Below are 22,005 nucleotides of genomic sequence, written 5' to 3' on the forward strand. Positions count from 1 at the left end.
ATGCACAAAAAACCAGCTTTGCCTTCCAAAACCTGCCCGATCTGTCAGAAGCCGTTCACCTGGCGCAAAAAATGGGCAAAAGACTGGGAAAATGTCCGCTACTGCAGCGAACGGTGCAGACGCGCCAGAGGGAGCACAGGTTAGAAGAAGGCCAGGAGCAGCACCAGCATGGCAAGCACCAGGGCTGCACTCCGCCTCAGCTGTTTTTCTCCCTCCTGCAACCACGGGTAAACACAATCGGGGATTTTCCGCCAGCGGACTGGCTCCGCTCCGCTCAAAACGCCGGGCCCTGCGCTTCCGGTCTTCGGGCCTGCCGCGAGGCTCGCAGTGATACCCCGGGCCAGCCCTTCGAGCCAGACAATGCCATCTCCGGGCGGGATGCCCGGGCCGGTCCTCCCCAGCCACAGCGCGATCCCTGTCAGGCAAAGGGCGATCAGCATTGGCCACAACAGCCGCCAGAGTTGTTCGAGGGACGGTATCCAGACCGGCGCTTCAACCAGGCTGCTGGCGTGCCAGGGCATCCACCAGAAAAGAACCAGACTTGTGAGCGTGGCGAGCAGCCAGCCCGCCAGGACCAGAGGGGGATTGTGACCGCGATTCGCCACCCTGGACTGTGTCCAGAAGTAGCGCAGCACCAGCAGCAGCGTGGCGATGGCGCCGGCGGTCATAATCGGAGCAAGAGCCGTCGCCACGGGGAAATTCAGCGCTGCGGGACTCAGCCCGGACTTCATCGCCAGCTTTGCGAGGGCACCACTGGTAAAAGGCAGACCCGCCAGGGAAAGCCCTGGCAGGGCAATCATGATCCAGGCCAGAGCGCGATGAGACGGGTTGGCCGACAAAGACACTCCTGCCGAGAGAAACAGGCTGCCTTTGGCCAGGCCGTGATGCAGGGCATAAAGGCCAATGACTGGCAGCAGTATTCCGGCACGCCGGGGCTCTGCCAGAGCCACCCCGACTATCATGGTCATGAGGCCCATCTGGCTGATACTGGAATAGGCCAGCACCGCCTTGGGCTGCGACTGGCACAGGCCAATGGCCGCCGCCCCCAGGGAGGCAAGAGTTCCCGCGATCACCATAACCAGACCCCAGCTCGGAAGCGCCGCCTCGCCAAAGGGCAGCACAACCAGCCAGCCCAGCAGGCCGGCCTTGATCATCGCTCCGCTGAGTACCGCGCTGGCCGGCGTGGGCGCCACCGGATGCGCCAGGGGTAACCAGAAATGCAGCAGCGGAAGTCCGGCTTTTACCCCGAAACCGGCCAGCAAAAGGCCCACCATGATATCCCGCTGGGGAGAGCCGCCGATGGCTGATGGCAGCTCCTGCAGAATCATACTATCGGCAGTCGCCGCAGCCATCATCAGGCCCGCCAACAGGGTGACTTCGCCCAGCAGGGCCATGATCAGATAGATGCGCCCTGCCCTGAGCGCCTCCCTGTTCCGTTCATGGATCACCAGGCCGTAACCGGCGAAGGTCATCAGGGCAAAGAAACTGTAAAAACTGGCAACATCTCCGGAGATGGTGAGGCCCAGATTGCCGGCGAGAGTCAGTCCCCAGAAAACGCAGAAGCTGCGGAGGTGACCGGGCTTCAGGTAACCGGCCGCAAATACACCCGCGACTGTCCAGAGTGTGGCCGTCAGCAGGAGGAACAGACGCCGCAGGTCATCCATTGTCCAGACGGCACCAGTAAGCAGGTAGGGCAGCTCGAGCTGCCACCCGGGCTCAGTAAAAAGGGCGAGAGCAAGCGCCGGCAGCGGCAGCAGGGGCAGACCATAACGCATGCTTCTCCCCCCGCCCGGTAATGCGCCAACCAGCGGAAACAGCAGCGGCAGCAGCACGCTTGCCATCGCGGCCAGCATCAGCGGACTCATGGCAGGAACTCCCTTTCGGCAATCAGCTCGGCCCAGGAGAGCGGGCTGAAAGGCAGGGACGCCAATACGCCCACCCCCACTGTCATCACAGCGGTGATCACCGGCGGCCAGAAAAGCCAGCCATGGGTTTCCAGCCTCCCCCAGGTCCGTTCTGCCGGCCAGTCTGCGGCTGCAGCCCGGAACCAGAGCCGATGAACCACAGGCAGAAAATAGGCAGCGTTCAGCAGGCTGCTCAGAAGAAGCACCGGAATCGCCCAGGCCATGCCTGCCGCAAGGGCGCCCTCGCCCAGCGTCCACTTGGTGATAAATCCGGCCAGCGGCGGGGCGCCGATCATACCGAAAGCCCCGATGGTGAAAGCCACGGAGGTGGCGGGCATGCGCCGGCCAGCGCCATCCAGCTCATCTACCCTGTGCACCCCCAGGGTCTCGGCGTAGTTACCAGCGCAGAAGAATAGCGTGATCTTCATGATGCCCTGGTGCAGCAGGTGCACCAGTCCTCCGGCCGTTCCCACGGGTCCCAACAGAGTAATGCCCAGGATTATGTAGGACACCTGGCTGATGGTGGAGAATGCCAGGCGGCGCTTCAGGTCGGTCTGCCACAGCGCCCGCATCGAGCCATAAATAATGGTGAAGGCGGCCAGCCAGGCCAGAGGCTCAAGCAACCCCAGACCTGCACTGAATTCAATGCCATAAATGTCATAGACCACCCGCACAATTCCGAATGCGCCGGCTTTCACCACGGCGACCGCATGCAGGAGAGCGCTCACCGGAGCCGGCGCAACCATGGCCTGGGGAAGCCAGCCGTGAAGGGGAAAGATGGCTGCCTTTACCCCCAGTGCGGCGATCAGCAGGATGAAAACAATGCTCAGCTGGCCGTGGATAGCGGGATCCAAACCGGCAAAATGTCCCCCTGCCTGGAACTCAAGGCTCCCCACCAGGCCCTGCAGCCAGGCGATGGCAAGCAGCAGCACCGCGCCGCCGGTAAGCGTATAGATTATGTAATTGCGGCCGGCGCGAAGGGCCGCAGGAGAGCCCCGATGCACCACCAGCGGATAGGTGGAAAGTGTCAGCATTTCGTAGAACAGAAAAAAGGTGAACAGGTTACCCGCAAGGGCAATCCCCATGGTGCTGGCCACACAGAGGCTGAAGAAACCGAAAAACCGGCTGCGATTGGGAGAGTCCTCCAGATAGCCCACGGCATAGACGGTCGTCAGCAACCACAGAACCGCTGACAACCCCGCAAACATCACCGACAGGGCATCCGCCTTGAGGACAAAGGTGACTCCCGGCAGCATGGTAAAGTCCGCCCGGTATTCCTCCCCGTGGAATACGCCCCAGACCATGATGCATACGAGAACCAGCTTCAGCCCCGCCGCCAGCAGGTTCACCGTGGTTCGCAGACCGTGGCGCTGTTCCGGCAGTGAAAAAATGATCACCGAGGCCAGCAGCGAGGTCATCAGCGCAAAAACAGGGAGGAGAGTATTGAAACTCATGGAACCACCTCCACTGCCAGAGGTATCCCCATAATCGACAGCATGGGTTCCACCACCAGAGCCATGCCCAGCGCCAGAAGCGCCAGGATCATGGGCACCACTTCCAGCCGACGGGGCGGATAATAGAATTCACTCAGACCATCCTGCTCCACGAAGGAGGCCCGGTAGATACGGAACACGTAGACCGCCGTCAGCAGGCCACCAACCAGCAATACCAGCGCCCACCACCACTGACCGCTGGCAAGACTGGCCTGCAGCAGCATCCATTTGGCTGCAAAGCCGCCGCTCGGGGGCAGTCCCATGAGGGAGACACCCGCCAGGCCAAAGGAAAACAGGGAAAATGGCAGGAAATGGCTGACCCCGGCCAGGGCATCCACCCGATTGCTGCCTATGGACAGTATCAGATTGCCCGCGGCGAGAAACATCGCCGCCTTGGCCAGAGCGTGGCTTATCACCTGCAGCGTAATACCCTGCTGCGCCTGAAGCGAGACGGCATCGCTTACACCAAGTGTTAACGGGAAAAGCAGGAAGAGGTACCCAATCTGGGCGACCGAAGAGTAAGCCACAACCTGCTTCAGACGAGGCTGCACACAGGCCAGCCAGCTTCCCCAGATTACAGCGGCGCCACCCAGCGCTCCCAGAAACTGCGCCATGGCCATGGAACCCAGCTGGTCACCAAAGGCCAGCCATAACCGGGCCGCAATGTAAAAGGAGGCCTTGATCACCAGTGCCGACAGCAACGCGCTAACCGGGGATCTGGCATGACTGTGAGCCGGCGGCAACCATCCGTGAAGGGGAAACAGCGCGCTTTTCAGCGCCAGACCAGAAAGCATGAGTGCCAGGGCCATGCCAGCGCCTGCCAGTTGAGGCGTATCGGTCAGCAATCTCTCGATTCCCGTCACCGAAAGTATGCCGAACTGGCCATACAGCAGCGCTACGCCCAGCAGATAGGCCATGGATCCCATCAGGGCTGCCAGCAGATAGCGCAGGGCGGCCCGCAGCGCCTCCCCTTCGCCACCCAGCGCGATCAGGCCGATGGCGGCGAGACTGATCAGCTCCAGCCCCACGTACAGGTTGAACAGGTCTGCCCCGAGCCAGACCCCATTCAGGCCGGCCCACAGAAACCAGAACAGCGGCCAGAAGTAGCGGTGCCAGTCCTTGTCGGGATCCAGGTAGGCGCCAGCATGACAGCCGCAGGCGCTTGCCACTGTCGCTGTGAGCAGGACGAAGGTAACGGCAAGGCCATCGACGCGGAGCTCGATACCCAGGGGGGCGCCCCACCCTCCGAGCGCATAGTGAAAACCACCCTCTTCCGCCACCACCAGCCATAACCCCAGGGAAACCGCCAGCTGCACCACTATGCCCAGCCATGTCACCAGGCGCCCCAGACGAAAATCCAGCAACAGCGATGCCACAGCCCAGGCCAGCGGCGTGAAAAGAAGGCCGGCCATCAGCCATTCCTTCATACCTGACCATCCTCCCGGCCCGGCTCAGGGTTCTGCGCCCTTTCTGGCGACTCATCAGATGCATCGAGATCCGTTCGCCCCGTCAGATAGAAGTATCGACGTATCAGGACTACCGCCAGTGCCGTCGCCGCAATGGCCACCACGATCCCGGTCAGTACCAGCGCCTGGGGCACAGGATCCGCTTCGCCCCGGTGCTGGGCCAGACCCACAAGCACCAGAAAGGTACCCGACCCTGTAAGGTTGAAAGCGATGAGCCGGCGCAGAAGGTGCGCCAGACGGATAAAGCCAAACAGACCAATGCCCCAGAGCATCGCTCCCGCGAAGGCATACAGCAAAGGTACCGTCATGGTGGGTTTCCTTCGTCCGGGTCCAGGGCCTCGTTGACCGGCGCAGAAACGAACAGCGCCAGCAATATCATGGCTATGGAGAAGGTCAGTGCGGTTTCAATGATGAGGATGAGGGCATGGATTACGCCTGACGGATAAGCCAGGAATGCGTCCCCGACCACGGCACTGGCCACAGCTACGATCAGGAACACGCCAAATCCCAGCGCGAGGCCAGCCCTGAGCAGGAAGCCGGGACGCAGGAATGCCATCGGCAGGCCGCCCAGACGCATCAGAACACCCGTCGCTGCCAGCACCGCTCCGGCCTGAAAGGCGCCGCCAGGACGGTCAGCGCCAGCCCACAGCAGATAGCCGGCCAGCACCAGCATCAGCGGCACGAACCAGCGCTGCAGCGCATACAGAAGCGGATCCGCGGTGCGGAATCCAGGGTCCTCAAGAGAAGCGGTTTTTGCCATGGAGACCCCGGTGACACCGGCTATCACAAGCACGCCGATCTCCAGCAGGGTGTCGTATCCGCGGAAATTCAGCAGAACTGCCGTAACGGGGTGCTCGACACCGCTGCGCTTCAGATTTGCCGTCAGCAGGTCGGGCAGCCCCGTTGCTACCTGATTGCCGGCAATGGTCCAGATGGCACCGCCCAGCACCAGCACAAAGACCGCGCATGGCAGAAGCACAGAAAAAAATCCTGAAAGCCGGCTCATGGGGGGCCATCTCCATCTCCGTCTCCGTCACCCCCTGTCCGGCCACGGCGGAAATGGCCGACCGCGTCCAGCAGCAGCACGCCGGTCAGACCGGCACCAATGGCGGCCTCAGCCAGAGCAATATCCGGCGCCTGCAGACGCACCCAGGCCACGGCCATCAAAAGCCCGAAAGCAATAAACACAATCACCGCCCGAAACAGGTCCCGGGACCACAGAGCAGCTACGGCGGTGGCCACCAGCGCAGACACCAGCAGGGCATCCAGAAACCACTCAGTCATCTGTGACCTCCCCGCCCGGTTCTGCTCCTTCCCGCAGCTGAACGGCCCGCGCAACCAGATGTGCCGAGGTGGCGCTGGCCGCCATTACCACCAGCCAGATCAAAACAATCTTCAGACCAGTCGCAGGTGACGGCACCATGGGCAGCAAACCCAGGGCAATAAATCCAAGACCCAGGTTGTCTACCTTGGTGAGCGCATGAATGCGGCACAGTGTGTCGGGAAAACGGAAGAGGCCCAGAGTGCCCACGGCAAAGAACAGGCAGCCCAGCACCAGCAGAAGCGTCTGAAAAAGAAAGACCAGAGTTTCAGTCATGGACATTCCCGCGTTTTTGCCTGCCTCCGGCGGCCGGCTGGTCAAGCCTTACCACTCTGGTGACAAAGGCTGCCACCGCGAGCACAGAGAGGACCGCAAGCGTAATCGCCACGTCCCGGAGGGAGGGCATGGCCTGAGCTTCCGCGAGAACCAGCAGAAGGGCCACTCCGGTTGAGCCAAACAGCTGGGAGGCCAGCATCCGGTCGGCTGAGGTCGGCCCATACCAGATGCGTACAAGTCCCATCAGAAGCGTCAGCAGCAGAAACCCGGCAACGAGGTTCAGCACGAGCCCCATCAGCCCTGCCCTCCCGGGACTGGAACGTCCATACCGAAAGCCCGGGCCAGATATCGCTCGGTACGACGAACGCCCCGCTCTATGTCCAGGGTTGTATCAAGGCAATGCAGACCCAGCTGGTTGTCGTGAATGGTGACAGTGAGGGTGCCCGGCATCAGGGAAAGGGTGTTGGCAAGCAGCCAGCGGGGGCCCTGCTCCGGCAGCGCTGTGGTCACGGTGACCATACCGGGGTGCATCGGCAACCGGGGGTTGATGAGCCTGCGGGCCACATCAAGACCGGCAAGCACAGACTGAGCCATGAAATAGCCGCCAAAGGCGAGAATTCCAGAGAGTCGGAGCCGGTATGGCGAGGGCGGAAAAAGCCTCATCGAAACCACTGCCACCAGCAGGCTGACCGCCAGGCCAAACCAGGTTCCCCCGGAGTCTGCGGCTGTCAGAATCCACCAGATGAAGTACAGCACCAGCAAACGTAACACTGTAGTTCTGAATTTGAACACAGGGCCTCCGGCAAGTGTTTTACAGTCGCGACCTGCAAACATTCATCGCGAATCAGGCTGCTGAAGCAGATTATCACAGGTGGAGCTTTAACCGCCCCCGCTGCCAGTGAATGGCGCCGGATGCCTTCATTTCAGGCGCCCCGACGCTGTGCTATGGTCGTCGCTGATTGAGTTCCAGCAAACCGCCAGACGTCAGGGAGCCGACATATGAGCGAGTCGCCAGTGAACCAGCGCCCTGGCTGGGTGTTTTACATGTCTCTTGTCCTGCTGGCAGGATTCGTGGGTGTGGGAGCCACCATGCCCGAGCGGCTGGAACTCTGGGCGAGCCAGGCACTGGGGTTCACCACGGTACACTTCGGCTGGCTGTACCTGTTTGCCACCACCGGTTTTCTTGTGTTCTGTATTGGAGTGGCAGCCAGCAGTTACGGCCTGATACGCCTTGGGGCGGACGGCGAATGCCCCGAATTTTCCTACCCTGCGTGGCTGGGGATGATCTTTTCCGCGGGGATGGGGGTTGGCCTTGTGTTCTGGGGCGTGGCCGAGCCCATGAGCCATTTTGTTGATCCGCCCCTCGGCGAAGCCGCTTCCCGCACGCCGCAAGCGGCGGATATCGCCATGCGCTATTCGCTTTTCCACTGGGGGTTTCACCAGTGGGCCAACTTTGCCGTGGTCGGACTGGCCATTGCCTATGCGCGATTCAGACAGCAACGGCCGGGCCTTATCAGCGAGGCCTTCCGTTCCACCATGGGTGACCGGGTGGATGGCGGCATGGGTCATACCATCAACGTGCTTGCTGTTATCTCCACTGTGTTCGGCGTCGCTACCACCCTGGGTCTCGGTGTTATCCAGATTAACAGCGGACTGGTATCGGTGGCGGATCTCGAATTTGGCACCACTCAGCAGCTCGCCATCCTTGCCGGCGTTTCCGTTGTCTTTCTGCTATGCGCTCTTGCCCCGCTCGAAAGCGGCGTGCGCTATGTCAGCGACCTGAACATGGTGCTTGCATCTGCGCTCCTGATATTCGTATTTTTCGCCGGGCCCACCGATTTCATCACCGCTGCCATGACCAATGCCATCGGCGACTATTTTGCCAACGTAATTGGCATGAGCCTCGTCATGACTCCCTATACGGGGGAGGACTGGGTCGAGCGCTGGACCATATTCTACTGGGCCTGGGGGCTTTCCTGGGCGCCCTTCGTGGGCAGTTTTATTGCCCGGATTTCCCGTGGCCGCACCATCCGCGAATTCGTCCTCGGTGTCATTGGCATGCCCGTGCTACTGAGTGCTTTCTGGTTTGCCACGTTTGGCGGATCCGCGCTCTACTTCGAACTCTTCGAGGATGCAGAAATAGGTGCTGCGGTCAGCCGGGAAATCAGTTCCGGCCTCTTCGTGCTGCTTGATCTTCTGCCTGCAGCGGAGGTTGTCAGCATGATCATGCTGGCGTTGATCGTTCTGTTTGTCATCACATCGGCCAATTCAGCCACTTTCGTGCTGGGAATGTTCACCAGCAAAGGCGTACTGTCACCCAGCCGCTGGTCCCGCGTAGCCTGGGGCATTATCCAGGTGCTGGTGGCCGGAGTTCTGCTTTTAAGCGGCGGGCTTGCCGCCCTTCAGACCATATCCATACTGGCGGCCTTTCCTTTCATGATCCTGATGATTTTCATGGCGGCAGCCCTGCTCAAATCGCTGCGGAACGAGCGCCGCCAGATAGAACTCCATGAAGCCATCATGCGGGAGCGCATACAGCGGCTGCTGGATGCCAGCGACCAGACAGTCATTGCAGCTCTGCGCTCCGCCCAGGGCAGTGATTCGGAGCCGGAACAGGAGCCGGACAGGAGCGTGCCATGAGCACCCGATTGTCAGTCGTGTGTACGCCCGAAACACTGGAGCCGGACATCCACCGTAACAGTCAGCCCATTCAGCGCTGCCGCCCTCGCCCGCCCTTCGGCACTGGCCCGATACAGGTGAGGCGTCATTGCAAGCAGATCGGCCACCTGCCCGGCGCCGGTCAGTGAGCAGGTAAAACGGATCTCTTCCTGATTGCCGGCAATAAAGCCGGCCGGCGTTATGCGGGAGTCCGGACGCTCCGGTTTCAGTTCCGGGTAGATGATTTCCCGCAGCTCACGCAGGTGGTCCGGCCCGGCGTCCACCTGGATTAGCTGGCCGCCGGGTCTGAGCAGGCGGGCGAATTCCGGGTAAACAGGAAAACCAAACACACAGAGCACCCGGTCAAGGGTTCCTGTCAGCACAGGCAGGTTGGCGTTGCTTCCCACTACCCATGCAGGCCTTTCATTCCGGTCCGGGCCTGACTGCCTGGCAGCAGCCTGCACGGCCCACTTGGAGATATCCAGACCCAGCAGTGACAGTTCCGGCCGTGAGAAACCATCCGCCAGCTGCCGGAGATAATAGCCCTCGCCGCAGCCAGCATCGAGGCAGCTCAGGGGGTGGTCCGCAGGAGCCCCGGCCACAACGGCATTGCTCAGGGCATCGGCTATGGGCTGGTAGTGTCCCGCATTGAGGAAGCGCTGACGGGCCAGCACCATGGCCCTGCTGTCACCCGGGTCCAGGGAGCGCTTGTTCTGCACCGGTAACAGGTGCACATACCCCTGACGCGCCACATCAAAACTGTGACCCCGGGGGCAGACCCACGAAGCGCCCCTGTTCGACAGGGGATCGCCGTCCAGAGGGCAGGCGAGGGCCTGGAATGGTGCAACCTTTGTCACTGGGTTTTCCTCTGTCTGTCGGGGCGGTCTGTCGGTGGAGGGAGATCCGGGTTCAGCGGGGCTGAAAGTCGGTTATACGGTACTGCAGCTGGTCGTCGGCAATCCTGGGGTCGCCCTCGTACTCAATCAGGGCGGGGAACCCGTACTCCTGATTGTACTCCACCCTCAGTTTGCCCCTATCCCGGAGCTTTGTGTTTTCGATGAACCGGAACAGGCCTTCGATGGTGAGCCGGCCGGCATCCAGTAATTCAGGATATTCCACTGGCTGCTCAAGCCCGGTGACATTTTTCACCTGGCCGTCAACTACCTGCACATCCAGCGGCTGTCGCAATCCCGGAGGACAGAAACAGATCTGCTGGAATGTCATGCCATAGTCGTCAATGGAGCGGTTTTCCCAGACGGCTCTGGCCTCCTCCAGGTCCAGGGGTGCGCCATCCCCATTGCTGGCGCTGCAGCCTCCAACCGAAAGTGACAGCATCAGGGCAACCGCGAACCTGGTCGTTGGGATCATGATATCGCCTTCCGGCTTCTTCTGAACACCAGGGTCACTGTGCCAAGCACCAGCCAGAGCCAGTCCACGGCGCCGCCACCCCCTGAGCTGGAACTGGATTCCGTGGAAGTTGTGGAACCGGAAGAGTCTTCCAGTCTGGGCTGGCCCTCCGGTTCTTCCGTGTCCGTGCCCGGGCCGCCTTCGCTGTCAGAATCGGAAAGAGTAAATGTGGCCAGATTGCTTGCGTCCGAAGGCTTTGAATTCACAGCGAATACCCGGTATTCATAGCTTACCCCCTGCACCACGGTGGAATCCAGATGGGTCTCGGCATCCGCACCAGGAAAGGCCAGCTCTATCCATTCGCCAGAATCCACCCCCCGGCGCTCGATTATATGGCCTGTCTCGTTCGTCGCCATGTCTGTCCATACCAGCCGGGCATTGCGTTCCTCTTCAGTTGCCGCAAGTATTGCAGGTGCCGCAGGTGCCACCTCGTAAAGCGCTTCGGCCGTGTTGCTGGGTAATGAGTCACCGACCGCATTGAACGCGATGACCCGGTAGACCCAGGTAGCGCCATCAGAGGCGGCGGTATCATCAAAACTGACAGTGTCCGCAGGCAGGCCGTTCACCAGCTGGCTGAACGCCGCATCGCTGTCGCGCCGGCGCTCTATCCGGTAGCCGGTCTCGTTGTCCGCATTGTCACGCCAGTCAAGGGAGACCCGGCTGCTGTCCGCGCTGGCGGCCAGTTCAGTCGGTGCGGCCGCCTGAGTCGGCTGGACCGAATACGTGGAAACGAGTCCGTCATTACCCGGGACAACATCTTTGACTTCACCGCTGGCGCTGACCAGAACCACGGTTTTTGAAATGGACAGATTCGCGCCCGTACCAACGGCCTGAATCGCAAGCTGCTGACCGTCCTGTGCCGGCACCAGGTCGCCACAGGAATAGCGGGTGCCCTCACCTTCTACAAGGCAGGGCACGCCATCCAGAGTGACGGCCTCCAGCCGGCCTTCATCGGCGGAAACCCTGCCTTCGAGCAGAAGCCGGTCAGCCGACTCTGAAGCCTCGCGATAATCCACTCCATACGAAGTCGTGAAGGACTCGCCCTGAAAAACCGAATCGGGATTCGTTCCGGAAGAGGACAACCCGGCATCTGCCGGAAAGTTGAAGCACTGCGCGGCGGAGGAAAGACTACTGATCCTGCTTGTCACCGATTCAAAGGAGCAGCTGGAAAAACTCTCCGCCGAGGTATCGACAAAGGGCGCCATGATGAAGCCGGTGCTGCATTCGTTATAGTCCGGGCCATCGTGTCCGGCGCCAAGGTTGTGCCCCAGCTCGTGAGCCACAACAATGGAGGTGGTGACGTCCGAGCTGAATGCCTGGGTTATACCCGTGCCGTATCCGTTTCCATCACAGACAGTTCTCAGATAGGCAAGGCCCGCCGTGGAACCGTCGAAGCTGCGGCCACTGACCAGGTGAAACAGGGAATACTGGCTCTTGAGAAAGCCGATCCTGTTGTCGGCACGTTTGTTCCGGATGTCGCCCAGCAGGCTTGCGGCGTCAGTGGATTCCGTGAACACTTCGGTATCAAGAAAGGTCAGTGACAGCGTGTCGAAGATGATTCCGAACTGGGAGGCGTAAAAGCCCTCCACCATGTTGATTATGCCAGCTGCGCGGTCCTGAAAACTGTCCGGGTAATCGGTCTGGAACTCCTGGTCAAAGGCGAGTTCCAGCTCCAGCATCAGACAGGTGCCATCCACGGTTTCAGCACAGAGGGTGTCATAGGTGACGGATACCGCCTGCACCATGGCCGCACTGACCAGGCTTTCCGTAGTGATGTCGGCGCTGGTGTGGGCATGATCGAGGCCGCACTGGGGTGTTTCCATCTGGCTGAAATTAAGGGTTGAGACCTGTTGCTGCTCCGGTTCGCCGCCCAGGGCGTGAAGGCGGCCGAAGAGAAACGCCAGGCCTTCCCAGGTATCGTCTATTCTGGACAGACGCACCCAGCTGTCCGGGTCATCGGGAAAATGGCCCTTGTAATGAGAGCCACGGAGCAGCGGAGCGTGGTCACCCATGGAGGTATTCACGGCCGTATTTGGCTGCAGTTCGGCATCCCAGGCATGACCGTCAATCCAGATGGTTTCAGGCTGGGTACTTTCTGCGGCGGCGGGTGCTGCCAGCACCAGTGTAAGCGCGAAAACGGCAGCCATACATGAAACAGATCGGCAAATCATTGAACACCCTTTAACCGCGATTGATGCAACTCTGCTCCCGGAATTTATGGTAGTTTCACCTGCGCATCAGTTGGATTCGCGTAAAATTATGTATTCGGGAAAGCGACACATACATGACCTCATGGAAGCCTGATGCACGGTACGCTGTTGTAGCGGGGCTTCTGATTGCTGCCGCCCTTGTGCCTCCGACTAATCTTGAGTGGTCCCGCGCCGGCCTCGCGGAATTTGAGGTCTGGCGCCTGTTAACCGGCCACTGGGTTCACCTGGGGCTTCCTCACCTTCTGCTGAACCTGGCCGGGCTGCTCCTTGTTGCCCTGCTCTTTCGCCAACAGCCGCCCATCGTGAGCTGGGCAGTCTTTCTGCCCGCTTCACAGGTTTTCATTTCGGCGGGACTCTGGTGGCTGACACCGGAACTGGAGTGGTACCGGGGATTCTCCGGCTGCCTCCATGGCCTGCTGGTGTTCACCGCGATCCACAATCTGCCCCGGGAAAGGGCCTGGTGCGGCTTCATTCTGGTAGCGGTTCTGATCAAGATTGCCTGGGAGCAGATTGCCGGCGTCTTTCCCGGCACGTCGGCACTGATCGACGGCCGGGTGATTACCGAGGCGCACGGGCTCGGAGCTCTGACAGGGCTGGTGGGAGGCATTATTCTCAGGATGACTTCCCGGCTCCACTCAGACCGCTGAAACCACCAGGGTTTCACCCATCAGCGACTGAATACTCAGGGACTGCCCAGCACCAGTGACACCATCAGCGGTATGTAAATAAGGGCAAACAGCGTACTCAGAAGCGTGGTACCAGCCGCCTGTTTTGGCGAGGTATCCAGCAGAGTGGCGATGACCACCGTATTGGCTGCCATGGGCGTAATGGAAATCAGGAAGATGGCCTGGTAGACCGCCAGGTTGTATATGCCAAAGAAGCTGGCGTCCAGCCACCAAAGGGCGATCGCAGCTATCGGCCATGACACGAATTTGCCGAAGAAGGCCAGGGCGGTAAAACGCGGATTTCCAGCCAGTCCCCGAAAACTGAGAATCCCCATGCCGACGATCATCATCCCGAGAATGCTGTATGCACCCCGGAGATTATCGAACAGAGGCGTGAATACATCGGGAATGGCCAGCCCGGAAAGGTTCAAAGCAACCGCCAGCGCAAAAGCATAGACAGAGGGCAGCCGCACTACCCGCACCAGTGCATCTTTCAGGCTGTAACGCCCCCTGGCAGCGAGATAAAAGCCCAGGGAATTCTCAAACAGTGTCGTACCCAGCATGCACACGATATAAAGCGCCAGCCCTTCCTGCCCGAACAGTAAGAGCGCCACCGGTATGCCAAAATAGCCCGTGTTGCCGGTGCCCACCGAGAGCGGAACAATGGCAGCGCTGCCGTCGCTGAGGATCCGTTTTGCCACCCCCAGATGCACGATACCGATGACGGAGCACATGGCGAATGTCACAAATGGCAGCAGAATTACTTCCGCTGAGAGGGGTGCAGCCATGACACCGGAAAACACCACGGATGGGGTAACTATGTAAAGCATGATGCCGGCAATGTGCCTGCCGCTGGCCTGCAGATAGCGTCCGGCAATCCAGCCCAGAGCAACGGTGATGTACAGAGGGAACAGTTTATAGAAAAGCGCCAGGGCTGCGGCCATCCAGACTCCGGAACGGGCATGAAAACACCGAGTTTAACACCGCAGCGGACTGTTGATTCAGCCGTTAGCCGAACTGCCCTGATTTATTTCAGGGCGGTTCCTTCCTCGCGCTCCCGGATGTGGTCTGAAATGATCCCGAATAATCAGCCGATCAGAATGCCCAGACTATCGCCATCAATAGCCCCCACGCCAGCAGAGAGGCAGCCATTATGGTGTAGGTGGCAGACATGGCCACCACATCATCGTCAGTGCGATGGCACATGGAACGAATCCCCTGATAAATCAGCGCACAGGACAGAAACATCCCCACAGATACGGCCACAACGCTCACCGCCAGTACCGGAACGAGCAGCGCCAGCGAAGACAGCCATAAAGGTATGGGGGCAACAGCAGCTAACAGATAAGCCTCCTGATAACTGATTTCCATTTTCTGACTGTCCAGAACAGCGCGAATGAGCCAGCCCATGACGAAAAAAGTCAGCAGTTCAGCAAGGAACAGAATGGTTGTTATGAAGCGCCATTCCTTGTCCGCAAAGCCTGTCATGAAGCTATCGCCATAGTGGGTGCCGGCGTAATAGAGCATCAATGGCGGCAGAAACGACATGGGGACCACGACCACCCACGCCAGAAACGGGATGGACAGATTCAGACGTTTTAGCTCCAGCCATGGGCCATTGCCGGAGAATGGCAACTGGAACAGGCGTGAAATAGTCATGGCGCGCCTCCTGTGTCATATGGTTTATATCATGGTATGATATTTTTTAACCTAGACCACCTCATCGTTATCGTCAAGGACACCGAATGACTTCGGACAAGAAGACACTGAGCAAGGCGGATTTCCAGAGACTTTCACACTTCCGCCATCAGTTGAGGGTTTTTCTGCGTCACAGTGAGGACATCTGCCAGAAATATGGCGTGACCGCCCTGCAGTACCAGCTTTTATTGCATCTGAGAGGCTTCGATGGCCGCGAATGGGCCACGGTGGGCGAGTTGTCAGAACGCCTGCAGGCCAAACATCACGGCACGGTCATGCTGATCGACCGCTGTGTGCAAGCGGAGCTTATTGAGAGGCGAGCCTCGGTCCGGGACCGGCGGCGCATGGAAGTCCACCTGTTGCAAAAGGGTGCGGAACTCAGCGAAGTCATCGCCCGGGAGCATCAGCCGGAACTGAGCCACCTGCAGGAGGAGTTCACCTTTCCCGGTTGGCCAGATCGGTGACATTAAAAAAGCAGACACAAGCAAATACCTCCGTCTGGACAGGCACTCAAAAGATCTGAGCGCGCTTGTCAGCGGTCATGGCATCTCCACGCTGGAGGCTATTGTACCTCCAGACCCTGGCTGTCTTGCCAGACAAATCCCTCAACCCATTGCGGAAAAGCCGCGAACATCTGGCGATCATCTCCACGCTGTATTCGGGCCAGTGCCAGCTCACAGACCGCTGCGCCTTCAGTCCAGCCTTCCCGACGGTACCAGCCAGCTGCCACCACCGGTTTGCCGGCCCAGGTTACAACCAGGTCGTTTTTGTCCAGAAACGGCGCCACGAAACCCAGCTCCGAAACTGCGGCGTGGGCATTGTTATGGAGCAACAGCGCCAGTGCAGAGCTATAGTCCCCAGCCTCGTATAACTGGTCAGAAGTGGGTGATACACCCGCCTGCTCCAGCGCTGCCAGCGGCAGCATGGCACCCAGCGGATCACGGCTACCCGCCACGGTGGCCAGGTCCCGGCCCTGAAGCTCAGCAATATGCCGGACCCCCGCGGTACGGCGGGTTATCCAGGCAGGCGCTGGGAGACTGCCATGGCGGTTCACTGCCAACAGTACTGGAGGCTCGCCAGCTTCCGGAATACCCGGCTGGAACACCAGTGCCATCTCCGGATCAGCGCCGGTGAAATGAATCTCCGCTACGCAGCGCTCATCCTCCAGATAACGGGCCAGCCGACGACGGGCCGTTTCCGGGACATGGCCGTTCACCTCAATACCGATCAGGATCGACCCGCCCCCGGATTGGGCAGGCCCTGCGCAAAGGCCGAGCACGCCCGCTGCCAGCGCACCTGCCAGCGTGGACCGCCAGTATTCAAAGCCCAAGTACATGGGCCCGGCTGGTAAAGAAGATGCCGCTGGGCTTCTCGGCGCTAAGCTGTGCCACGGGCTCCAGGGTGCGGGTGTCGTACACGGTGATCCGATTGCTGTCTCTGGCGGACACCCATACCTCTTCGCCCCTGGGCGTGAACTCCATGTGCAGCACAGCCTCCCCCGGTTCCAGCGTGCGAACTATCTCCCGTGTGCGGGTATCAATCACCTGCACCACATCGTTTTCCGGATGAGCGAAACTCACCCAGATCCGGCGATTGTCCGGGCTGGCCATGACGAAAACCGGTTGACCCTGTACCGGAATGCGCTCAATGAGTGACCAGTCGTTCATGTCGGCCATCAGAACCTGATGATGCCCCACCGCTGGCACGAAGGCGCGACCATCGGCGATGGCCCAGCCTTCCAGATGCGGCATTTTGTAGACAGGCAGCTTCTGCTCGCCCCTGCCATAACCGGAAAGGATTTCGGTCACCCCGGCTTCCGGATTCCACAGGTCCAGCATGGACAGGCCGTCCTCTCCGAAAAGGCCGGCAATGTAATAACGGCCATCCGGCGTGATCAGGGCATCATAGGGGGCCGCGCCAGCTTCGTAGCGGGTAACTTCCGGGGAATCCCCGGCCATGTCCAGGGTCCATATCTCATTCGCCTCAAACAGGCTGAATACAAACCGGTTGCCCGGTGCATCCACAAGCCCCACGGTTTTGGACCGGGCGGTTTCGCCCTTCTCGTTGGTGTAGGTGGCCGGCACATCTGCCACCAGTTCCAGGGTCTCACTGTCGAACACCTTGACGCCGCCGGGCTCATAGTTGGAGACCGCCACGTAGCGACCGTCCTGGGAGATGGCCCCACCAATGCTGTTGCCGGACTGGATGACCCGGTCAACAATAGATCGGGTCAGAAGGTCCACTCTGGTCAGGCCACCGTCCCGGCCAAATACAAACCCGTAGCGGGCATCTCTTGAGTAAACCACAGAGGCATGGGACAGATCCCCCAACCCGCTTATCCGCCCCAGCACCTCATGGTGGGAAGTGTTGATCACCAGCACCGAGCCGGTAGCCCTCTCAACGATCAGGCCAAGGTCCCCTGTGCCCATCAGATCAGATGGCGCGCTGGCATCAGGGAAGGCCTGACATCCAGATAGCAGGATTGCGAACAACAGCGCCAGAACAAGGCGTCCTGCTGAGCGGTGTTTCAGGTCCATGGGTTCTCCTTCTGCGGCTTGATCATCAGGGCGAAACCAGCTCGCCGGATTTCAGCTGTTCACTGATCCAGTGAATCTCCCCCGGGGACAGGAGCGGTTTCCAGGGTGGCATGGCCGTGCCTGGAACACCTTCACGAATGATGGCAGCGATAGCCCCCACCGGGAGATCCGCGAGATCCTCCGGTAGCAAGGGCGGCCCCAGCCCCCCTCGCAGCGTCAGTCCGTGACAGGAGCCACAGTCCTGCACCACAAGATTGGCGAGTGCGGCCTCATTGAGGGATGAGGTATCACTGTCATTACCAAGACACTGCCCGGGCATCCCCAGTAAACCGAGCAGCAGTCCCGTGAGCGCGACGCCCGGCTGTTTCCCATTCTCTGTGAAATGGACCAAGCCTGCTCCTTCCATCATGTCATCTGCATCGTTGAACGTCCGGTAAAAGCACATCCATGATCATCGTTAAAACCACTTTCCTATACCAGTGCTCGTTTTGATATACCTCACTTTTGGTACACGCAGATTAACAAACCAATACTTGACACTAATCAATGTTTATCTATTCAGAAAGGCGAAAGCTGGCAGGACTCGTTAATCCAAGGAGAGAATGTGATGAGCGTAACAACCCTGATTCTGAAGCCGCTGGCGCTGGCGGTTGCAGTTGCAGTTGCGTCATTTGGCGTTATGCCAGCCTATGCCGCCCCGAAGGACCCCGACCCATCCACCACTGCTTATGAGGGCACGGCAAGTGCGGTCGACCCCGAGTCGGCGAAAACAGTTCGCACACCGGGAGCGCCGGATCTTACTGAAACCGAGTTCCAGAAGGCCAAGCAGATCTACTTCGAACGTTGCGCCGGCTGCCACGGGGTACTACGAAAGGGCGCCACGGGCAAGGCTCTCACTCCCGATGTCACCCAGGAACGGGGCATGGATTACCTCAAGGCGTTTATCAGCTATGGTTCTCCGGCGGGTATGCCAAACTGGCTGACCTCGGGAGACTTTACCGAAGCAGAAGTGGAACTGATGGCCAAATACATCATGCACGAGCCGCCTATGCCTCCTGAATTCGGCCTCGAGAAAATGATGGAAACCTGGGAGGTGGTGATTCCGCCCGAAGAACGCCCCACCAAACAGATGAACAATCTAAATCTCGAAAACCTGTTCAGCGTGACACTGAGGGACGCCGGACAGGTCGCCCTGATTGATGGCGACACCCATGAAATTGCCCAGGTCATAGATACAGGTTACGCAGTGCATATTTCCCGCATGTCCGCCTCCGGACGTTATGTCTTCGTGATCGGCCGGGATGCACTGGTCAACATGATCGATCTGTGGATGGAAGAGCCCGACACCGTGGCCAAGGTCAAGATCGGCATGGAGGCCCGCTCGGTGGAAACCTCCAAGTACAAGGGCTACGAGGACAGATACGCCATTGCGGGGGCTTACTGGCCACCGCAGTTCGTGATCATGGATGGACAGACGCTCGAGCCGAAGAAAATTGTCAGCACCCGTGGCATGACCGAAGACACCCAGGAGTACCATCCGGAACCCCGGGTGGCAGCCATAGTAGCGTCCCACAATCACCCGGAATTCATCGTTAATGTGAAGGAAACCGGCAAGATCATGCTGGTGAATTATGAGGATCTGGATGCCCTCAGCATCACCACCATCGATGCTGACCGGTTCCTGCACGATGGTGGCTGGGATTCCAGCATGCGGTACTTCCTGACCGCCGCCAATAACTCCGACACCATCGCCGTAGTGGACTCGCTGGATCGTAATCTGGAGGCCCTTATTGAGGTGGGCAAAACACCCCACCCCGGTCGCGGCGCCAACTTTGTGGACCCCGAGCATGGTCCGGTCTGGGCAACCAGTCACCTGGGTGACCCCAGCATCCAGATGATCGGTACCGATCCTGAAGGACATCCGGACAAGGCCTGGAAAGTGGTGCGCACCCTGCAGGGTCAGGGCGGCGGCTCGCTGTTCATCAAGACCCATCCGGAGTCCAGCAACCTCTGGGTTGATACAGCCCTCAACCCGGCCGAGGACGTGAGCCAGAGCGTGGCGGTATTCAACATCAACGACCTGGAAGCCGGCTATGTAGTGCTACCCATTGCCGAATGGGCCGAATTGGGGGAAGGCCCGAAGCGGGTCGTGCAGCCGGAGTACAACGTGAAAGGCGACGAGGTCTGGTTCTCGGTGTGGAACACCCAGGACAAGAAATCCGCGCTGGTGGTTGTGGATGACAAGACCCGCAAGCTCAAGAAGGTGATCACGGATGAGCGGCTGGTGACCCCAACCGGCAAGTTCAACGTCTACAACACCCAGCACGACGTGTACTGACCGTTTCCGGCCCGGAGGAAACAGCTGATGAGACTGGATACCACCGACAGGCAACTGATCGACTTCTACCAGCGGGATCTTCCCCTCTGCGGAAGGCCCTACCGGGAAGTTTCCCGGCGATTGGGCATCTCCGAAGAAGAGGTCATCGGGCGTTTGCGGTCACTTCAGGACCGTCAGATCATCAGCCGGGTCGGACCCGTTTTTGAACACAGCCGGGCGGGCGCAAGCCTGCTGGCTGCTGTGGCGGCACCGGAGGAACAGCTGGATCTGGTTGCCGCCGCGATCAACCGTGCGCCGGGGGTGAATCACAATTATGCCCGGGAGCACACCTACAACCTCTGGTTTGTCATGACCGCACCGGACGAGGACGTTCTGGACGAGCGACTGGACGAACTGGAACACCAGCTCAGGCTGCCCATGCTCCGCCTTCCCATGGTGGAGGGCTACCACATTGATCTGAGCTTCGACATCGACTGGGAGGCCCTGGCGTGAACCCGTCATCTCCATTGCAATACCCCACGCTCGCGCGGGAACCAGTTGGCGGGCAAGTCAATGCCCGGGGCCTGCTGCGGCTCCGCGAGCAACTGGAGCGGGGACTGCCACTCACACCTGAACCCTATCGGACCCTGGCCGACAGGGCCGGACTCACCGAACAGGAAGTCATGTCCGCTATCCGGCAGTGGCAGAGCCAGGGGCTGATCAAGCGCTTCGGCCTCGTAGTGCGTCACCGGACCCTCGGTTACACCGCCAACGCCATGGTGGTCTGGGACATTCCAGACGACCAGGTTCAGGTGCTGGGTCAGACCATGGCCCGCGTGCCCTTTGTGACTCTCTGCTATCAGCGTCCGCGGCGCCTGCCCGACTGGCCGTACAACCTGTTCTGCATGATTCACGGCGTGGATCGGGTGCGGGTTCTGGCTCAGCTGGACTCCCTGGTTACGGAGCAGGGCCTGCAGCAGTTTGCCCATACCGTGCTGTTCAGCACCAAAGCCTATCGACAACGGGGAGGGCGCTATGTCGGCCACAGCTGAACACCAGCCGGCCGCCCAGGTGGCACCGGCCTTTACCGAGCTGGAAAGAGCCGTTATCAATCGGCTTCAGTCCGGCCTGCCTCTGGTTCACTCACCTTACGCGGCGGTTGCCGACGAGCTGGGCATCAGCGAACAGGCCCTGCTGGATACCCTGCGGGACCTGCTGGACCGTCGAATACTCACACGTTTTGGCCCCATGTTTCATGCCGGTGAAATGGGCGGTGGACTGACCCTGGCAGCGTTGCGAATCCCTGACCGGGATTTTGAAAAAATCGCCGAACAGGTCAACCGATTCGATGAGGTGGCACACAACTATCGCCGCGAACATGACCTGAACATGTGGTTTGTGCTGGCAACGGAAAGCCCCGATGGCATTGAGCAGGTGATTGCCGACATCGAAGCAGCCACAGGCTACCCGGTCTACAACATGCCCAAGGAGGAGGAGTTCCATGTCCACCTGCACTTCCCGATCTGAAGCCGGCCATATGCTTGACGAGCAGGACCGGCAGCTGGTTCTGGCGACACAGGCAGGACTGCCCCTGGTGCCTGATCCATGGGGAAGCCTTGGACACCAGCTGGGGCTGTCCGCCGACGACGTTCTGTTCCGGTTTCAGCGCATGCAGGAGGCGGGTGTAATCCGGCGTGTAGCCGCTGTACCGGACCATTACCAGCTGGGCTACCGGTTCAACGGCATGACCGTCTGGGACGTCCGGGACGATGCCATTTCCGACATAGGCCAGCGCGTGGGGGAACTGCCCTTTGTCAGCCACTGCTACCGGCGCCCCCGGCACCTGCCCTGGTGGCAGTACAACCTGTTCGCCATGGTTCACGGCACCAGCCGCAGCGAGGTGGAAGGCAAAGCGGCGCAGATCCGGGAAATGCTGGGAGAGGCCTGCTCGGGAAGCACCATTCTCTACAGTTCAGCCATTCTGAAAAAAACCGGACTGCGGTTCAGAAAAAAACAGGGACACCCGGAGAAGGCTGAAAGCCACTCCTGACCA

The 22,005-nt window shown here is 60.0% G+C and carries 26 protein-coding genes; 9 read left to right on the forward strand and 17 right to left on the reverse strand.

The annotated features are described in order from the left end of the window. Complete coding sequence (locus tag LG327_RS00575; protein WP_404364731.1) at positions 1–144, forward strand: DUF2256 domain-containing protein; 144 nt, start codon at positions 1–3, stop codon at positions 142–144. On the opposite strand, the gene LG327_RS00580 is transcribed toward LG327_RS00575, so the two are convergent. From LG327_RS00580 to LG327_RS00620, 9 genes are read right to left on the reverse strand one after another with little or no spacing between them, the layout of a single operon-like run. Then, entirely contained in the window at positions 141–1,865 is a 1,725-nt protein-coding gene (locus LG327_RS00580) for a complex I subunit 5 family protein (RefSeq protein ID WP_404364733.1), read from the reverse strand. The genes LG327_RS00575 and LG327_RS00580 overlap by 4 nt on opposite strands. Continuing rightward, entirely contained in the window at positions 1,862–3,358 is a 1,497-nt protein-coding gene (locus LG327_RS00585) for a complex I subunit 5 family protein (RefSeq protein ID WP_404364734.1), read from the reverse strand. The genes LG327_RS00580 and LG327_RS00585 overlap by 4 nt, the downstream gene beginning before the upstream one ends. Next, positions 3,355–4,824, reverse strand: coding sequence for a complex I subunit 5 family protein (locus tag LG327_RS00590; RefSeq protein WP_404364736.1), 1,470 nt, complete (start codon positions 4,822–4,824; stop codon positions 3,355–3,357). Before LG327_RS00590 ends, LG327_RS00585 begins: the two co-directional genes overlap by 4 nt. Then, positions 4,821–5,171: an NADH-quinone oxidoreductase subunit K gene (locus tag LG327_RS00595; protein WP_404364738.1), complete on the reverse strand. Its 351-nt coding sequence runs from the start codon at positions 5,169–5,171 to the stop codon at positions 4,821–4,823. Before LG327_RS00595 ends, LG327_RS00590 begins: the two co-directional genes overlap by 4 nt. Further along, on the reverse strand, positions 5,168–5,869 hold the full coding sequence (locus tag LG327_RS00600) for an MnhB domain-containing protein (protein WP_404364740.1): 702 nt from the start codon (positions 5,867–5,869) through the stop codon (positions 5,168–5,170). The genes LG327_RS00595 and LG327_RS00600 overlap by 4 nt, the downstream gene beginning before the upstream one ends. Continuing rightward, a complete protein-coding gene (locus tag LG327_RS00605; protein ID WP_404364742.1) occupies positions 5,866–6,147 on the reverse strand; it encodes a Na(+)/H(+) antiporter subunit B in 282 nt (93 codons plus the stop codon). Before LG327_RS00605 ends, LG327_RS00600 begins: the two co-directional genes overlap by 4 nt. Beyond that, positions 6,140–6,460, reverse strand: a complete 321-nt coding sequence (locus tag LG327_RS00610) for a cation:proton antiporter (protein WP_404364744.1) — start codon at positions 6,458–6,460, stop codon at positions 6,140–6,142. Before LG327_RS00610 ends, LG327_RS00605 begins: the two co-directional genes overlap by 8 nt. Continuing rightward, positions 6,453–6,755: a monovalent cation/H+ antiporter complex subunit F gene (locus tag LG327_RS00615; protein WP_404364746.1), complete on the reverse strand. Its 303-nt coding sequence runs from the start codon at positions 6,753–6,755 to the stop codon at positions 6,453–6,455. Before LG327_RS00615 ends, LG327_RS00610 begins: the two co-directional genes overlap by 8 nt. Next, complete coding sequence (locus LG327_RS00620; RefSeq protein WP_404364748.1) at positions 6,755–7,252, reverse strand: Na+/H+ antiporter subunit E; 498 nt, start codon at positions 7,250–7,252, stop codon at positions 6,755–6,757. The genes LG327_RS00615 and LG327_RS00620 overlap by 1 nt, the downstream gene beginning before the upstream one ends. A 207-nt stretch (positions 7,253–7,459) precedes the next feature. Here LG327_RS00620 and LG327_RS00625 point away from each other — a divergent pair, with 207 nt between their 5' ends. Further along, a complete protein-coding gene (locus LG327_RS00625) occupies positions 7,460–9,100 on the forward strand; it encodes a BCCT family transporter (RefSeq protein ID WP_404364750.1) in 1,641 nt (546 codons plus the stop codon). 11 nt (positions 9,101–9,111) lie between these two features. Here LG327_RS00625 and LG327_RS00630 read toward each other — a convergent pair whose 3' ends face one another. Genes LG327_RS00630 through LG327_RS00640 form a run of 3 tightly spaced genes read right to left on the reverse strand, consistent with a single transcriptional unit; the run spans position 9,112 to position 12,672 of the window. Then, positions 9,112–9,975, reverse strand: coding sequence for a putative RNA methyltransferase (locus LG327_RS00630; protein WP_404364751.1), 864 nt, complete (start codon positions 9,973–9,975; stop codon positions 9,112–9,114). A 52-nt stretch (positions 9,976–10,027) separates the two neighbouring features. Further along, entirely contained in the window at positions 10,028–10,486 is a 459-nt protein-coding gene (locus LG327_RS00635; protein WP_404364753.1) for a DUF6174 domain-containing protein, read from the reverse strand. Then, on the reverse strand, positions 10,483–12,672 hold the full coding sequence (locus LG327_RS00640) for a M12 family metallo-peptidase (RefSeq protein ID WP_404364755.1): 2,190 nt from the start codon (positions 12,670–12,672) through the stop codon (positions 10,483–10,485). The genes LG327_RS00635 and LG327_RS00640 overlap by 4 nt, the downstream gene beginning before the upstream one ends. A 137-nt stretch (positions 12,673–12,809) precedes the next feature. On the opposite strand from LG327_RS00640, the gene rrtA reads away from it, so the two are divergent. Continuing rightward, complete coding sequence (gene rrtA / locus LG327_RS00645) at positions 12,810–13,382, forward strand: rhombosortase (protein WP_404364757.1); 573 nt, start codon at positions 12,810–12,812, stop codon at positions 13,380–13,382. A 35-nt stretch (positions 13,383–13,417) separates the two neighbouring features. Here rrtA and LG327_RS00650 read toward each other — a convergent pair whose 3' ends face one another. Together LG327_RS00650 and LG327_RS00655 are read right to left on the reverse strand one after the other, a co-directional pair. Beyond that, the gene (locus tag LG327_RS00650) at positions 13,418–14,344 is read right to left on the reverse strand and encodes an AEC family transporter (protein ID WP_404364759.1); all 927 of its coding nucleotides are present in this window, start codon (positions 14,342–14,344) and stop codon (positions 13,418–13,420) included. 151 nt (positions 14,345–14,495) lie between these two features. Continuing rightward, positions 14,496–15,059, reverse strand: coding sequence for a Yip1 family protein (locus tag LG327_RS00655; protein WP_404364761.1), 564 nt, complete (start codon positions 15,057–15,059; stop codon positions 14,496–14,498). Between the two features lie 86 nt (positions 15,060–15,145). On the opposite strand from LG327_RS00655, the gene LG327_RS00660 reads away from it, so the two are divergent. After that, complete coding sequence (locus LG327_RS00660) at positions 15,146–15,562, forward strand: MarR family transcriptional regulator (protein ID WP_404364762.1); 417 nt, start codon at positions 15,146–15,148, stop codon at positions 15,560–15,562. 98 nt (positions 15,563–15,660) lie between these two features. On the opposite strand, the gene LG327_RS00665 is transcribed toward LG327_RS00660, so the two are convergent. Genes LG327_RS00665 through LG327_RS00675 form a run of 3 tightly spaced genes read right to left on the reverse strand, consistent with a single transcriptional unit; the run spans position 15,661 to position 18,026 of the window. Next, positions 15,661–16,434 (reverse strand): PhnD/SsuA/transferrin family substrate-binding protein, encoded by a 774-nt coding sequence (locus LG327_RS00665; protein WP_404364764.1) that lies wholly within the window; start codon positions 16,432–16,434, stop codon positions 15,661–15,663. Next, positions 16,418–17,635, reverse strand: a complete 1,218-nt coding sequence (locus LG327_RS00670; RefSeq protein ID WP_404364766.1) for a cytochrome D1 domain-containing protein — start codon at positions 17,633–17,635, stop codon at positions 16,418–16,420. The genes LG327_RS00665 and LG327_RS00670 overlap by 17 nt, the downstream gene beginning before the upstream one ends. Before the next feature lie 25 nt (positions 17,636–17,660). Next, complete coding sequence (locus tag LG327_RS00675; RefSeq protein ID WP_404364768.1) at positions 17,661–18,026, reverse strand: c-type cytochrome; 366 nt, start codon at positions 18,024–18,026, stop codon at positions 17,661–17,663. 216 nt (positions 18,027–18,242) lie between these two features. On the opposite strand from LG327_RS00675, the gene LG327_RS00680 reads away from it, so the two are divergent. From LG327_RS00680 to LG327_RS00700, 5 genes are read left to right on the forward strand one after another with little or no spacing between them, the layout of a single operon-like run. After that, positions 18,243–19,973 carry a cytochrome D1 domain-containing protein gene (locus LG327_RS00680; protein ID WP_404364770.1) on the forward strand — a complete coding sequence of 577 codons (1,731 nt, stop codon included), beginning with the start codon at positions 18,243–18,245 and terminating at the stop codon, positions 19,971–19,973. Positions 19,974–20,000: 27 nt separating this feature from the next. Further along, positions 20,001–20,465: an AsnC family transcriptional regulator gene (locus tag LG327_RS00685; protein WP_404364772.1), complete on the forward strand. Its 465-nt coding sequence runs from the start codon at positions 20,001–20,003 to the stop codon at positions 20,463–20,465. Between the two features lie 14 nt (positions 20,466–20,479). After that, a complete protein-coding gene (locus LG327_RS00690) occupies positions 20,480–21,004 on the forward strand; it encodes an AsnC family protein (protein ID WP_404369559.1) in 525 nt (174 codons plus the stop codon). Then, positions 20,988–21,479 (forward strand): Lrp/AsnC family transcriptional regulator, encoded by a 492-nt coding sequence (locus LG327_RS00695; RefSeq protein WP_404364774.1) that lies wholly within the window; start codon positions 20,988–20,990, stop codon positions 21,477–21,479. The genes LG327_RS00690 and LG327_RS00695 overlap by 17 nt, the downstream gene beginning before the upstream one ends. Next, the gene (locus LG327_RS00700) at positions 21,454–22,002 is read left to right on the forward strand and encodes an Lrp/AsnC family transcriptional regulator (RefSeq protein WP_404364776.1); all 549 of its coding nucleotides are present in this window, start codon (positions 21,454–21,456) and stop codon (positions 22,000–22,002) included. The genes LG327_RS00695 and LG327_RS00700 overlap by 26 nt, the downstream gene beginning before the upstream one ends. Positions 22,003–22,005 lie beyond the last annotated feature (3 nt).

The sequence above is a fragment of the Marinobacter sp. genome, assembly GCF_044799475.1.
Classification (GTDB): Bacteria; Pseudomonadota; Gammaproteobacteria; order Pseudomonadales; family Oleiphilaceae; genus Marinobacter.

Excerpts from the sequence above, each read along its gene's own strand:
- LG327_RS00575 (WP_404364731.1), top strand. The coding sequence starts at position 1 with ATGCACAAAAAACCAGCTTTGCCTTCCAAAACCTGCCCGATCTGTCAG.
- LG327_RS00580 (WP_404364733.1), bottom strand. The coding sequence starts at position 1,865 with ATGAGTCCGCTGATGCTGGCCGCGATGGCAAGCGTGCTGCTGCCGCTG.
- LG327_RS00585 (WP_404364734.1), bottom strand. The coding sequence starts at position 3,358 with ATGAGTTTCAATACTCTCCTCCCTGTTTTTGCGCTGATGACCTCGCTG.
- LG327_RS00590 (WP_404364736.1), bottom strand. The coding sequence starts at position 4,824 with ATGAAGGAATGGCTGATGGCCGGCCTTCTTTTCACGCCGCTGGCCTGG.
- LG327_RS00595 (WP_404364738.1), bottom strand. The coding sequence starts at position 5,171 with ATGACGGTACCTTTGCTGTATGCCTTCGCGGGAGCGATGCTCTGGGGC.
- LG327_RS00600 (WP_404364740.1), bottom strand. The coding sequence starts at position 5,869 with ATGAGCCGGCTTTCAGGATTTTTTTCTGTGCTTCTGCCATGCGCGGTC.
- LG327_RS00605 (WP_404364742.1), bottom strand. The coding sequence starts at position 6,147 with ATGACTGAGTGGTTTCTGGATGCCCTGCTGGTGTCTGCGCTGGTGGCC.
- LG327_RS00610 (WP_404364744.1), bottom strand. The coding sequence starts at position 6,460 with ATGACTGAAACTCTGGTCTTTCTTTTTCAGACGCTTCTGCTGGTGCTG.
- LG327_RS00615 (WP_404364746.1), bottom strand. The coding sequence starts at position 6,755 with ATGGGGCTCGTGCTGAACCTCGTTGCCGGGTTTCTGCTGCTGACGCTT.
- LG327_RS00625 (WP_404364750.1), top strand. The coding sequence starts at position 7,460 with ATGAGCGAGTCGCCAGTGAACCAGCGCCCTGGCTGGGTGTTTTACATG.
- LG327_RS00635 (WP_404364753.1), bottom strand. The coding sequence starts at position 10,486 with ATGATCCCAACGACCAGGTTCGCGGTTGCCCTGATGCTGTCACTTTCG.
- LG327_RS00640 (WP_404364755.1), bottom strand. The coding sequence starts at position 12,672 with ATGGCTGCCGTTTTCGCGCTTACACTGGTGCTGGCAGCACCCGCCGCC.
- rrtA (WP_404364757.1), top strand. The coding sequence starts at position 12,810 with ATGACCTCATGGAAGCCTGATGCACGGTACGCTGTTGTAGCGGGGCTT.
- LG327_RS00650 (WP_404364759.1), bottom strand. The coding sequence starts at position 14,344 with ATGGCCGCAGCCCTGGCGCTTTTCTATAAACTGTTCCCTCTGTACATC.
- LG327_RS00655 (WP_404364761.1), bottom strand. The coding sequence starts at position 15,059 with ATGACTATTTCACGCCTGTTCCAGTTGCCATTCTCCGGCAATGGCCCA.
- LG327_RS00660 (WP_404364762.1), top strand. The coding sequence starts at position 15,146 with ATGACTTCGGACAAGAAGACACTGAGCAAGGCGGATTTCCAGAGACTT.
- LG327_RS00665 (WP_404364764.1), bottom strand. The coding sequence starts at position 16,434 with ATGTACTTGGGCTTTGAATACTGGCGGTCCACGCTGGCAGGTGCGCTG.
- LG327_RS00670 (WP_404364766.1), bottom strand. The coding sequence starts at position 17,635 with ATGGACCTGAAACACCGCTCAGCAGGACGCCTTGTTCTGGCGCTGTTG.
- LG327_RS00680 (WP_404364770.1), top strand. The coding sequence starts at position 18,243 with ATGAGCGTAACAACCCTGATTCTGAAGCCGCTGGCGCTGGCGGTTGCA.
- LG327_RS00685 (WP_404364772.1), top strand. The coding sequence starts at position 20,001 with ATGAGACTGGATACCACCGACAGGCAACTGATCGACTTCTACCAGCGG.
- LG327_RS00695 (WP_404364774.1), top strand. The coding sequence starts at position 20,988 with ATGTCGGCCACAGCTGAACACCAGCCGGCCGCCCAGGTGGCACCGGCC.
- LG327_RS00700 (WP_404364776.1), top strand. The coding sequence starts at position 21,454 with ATGTCCACCTGCACTTCCCGATCTGAAGCCGGCCATATGCTTGACGAG.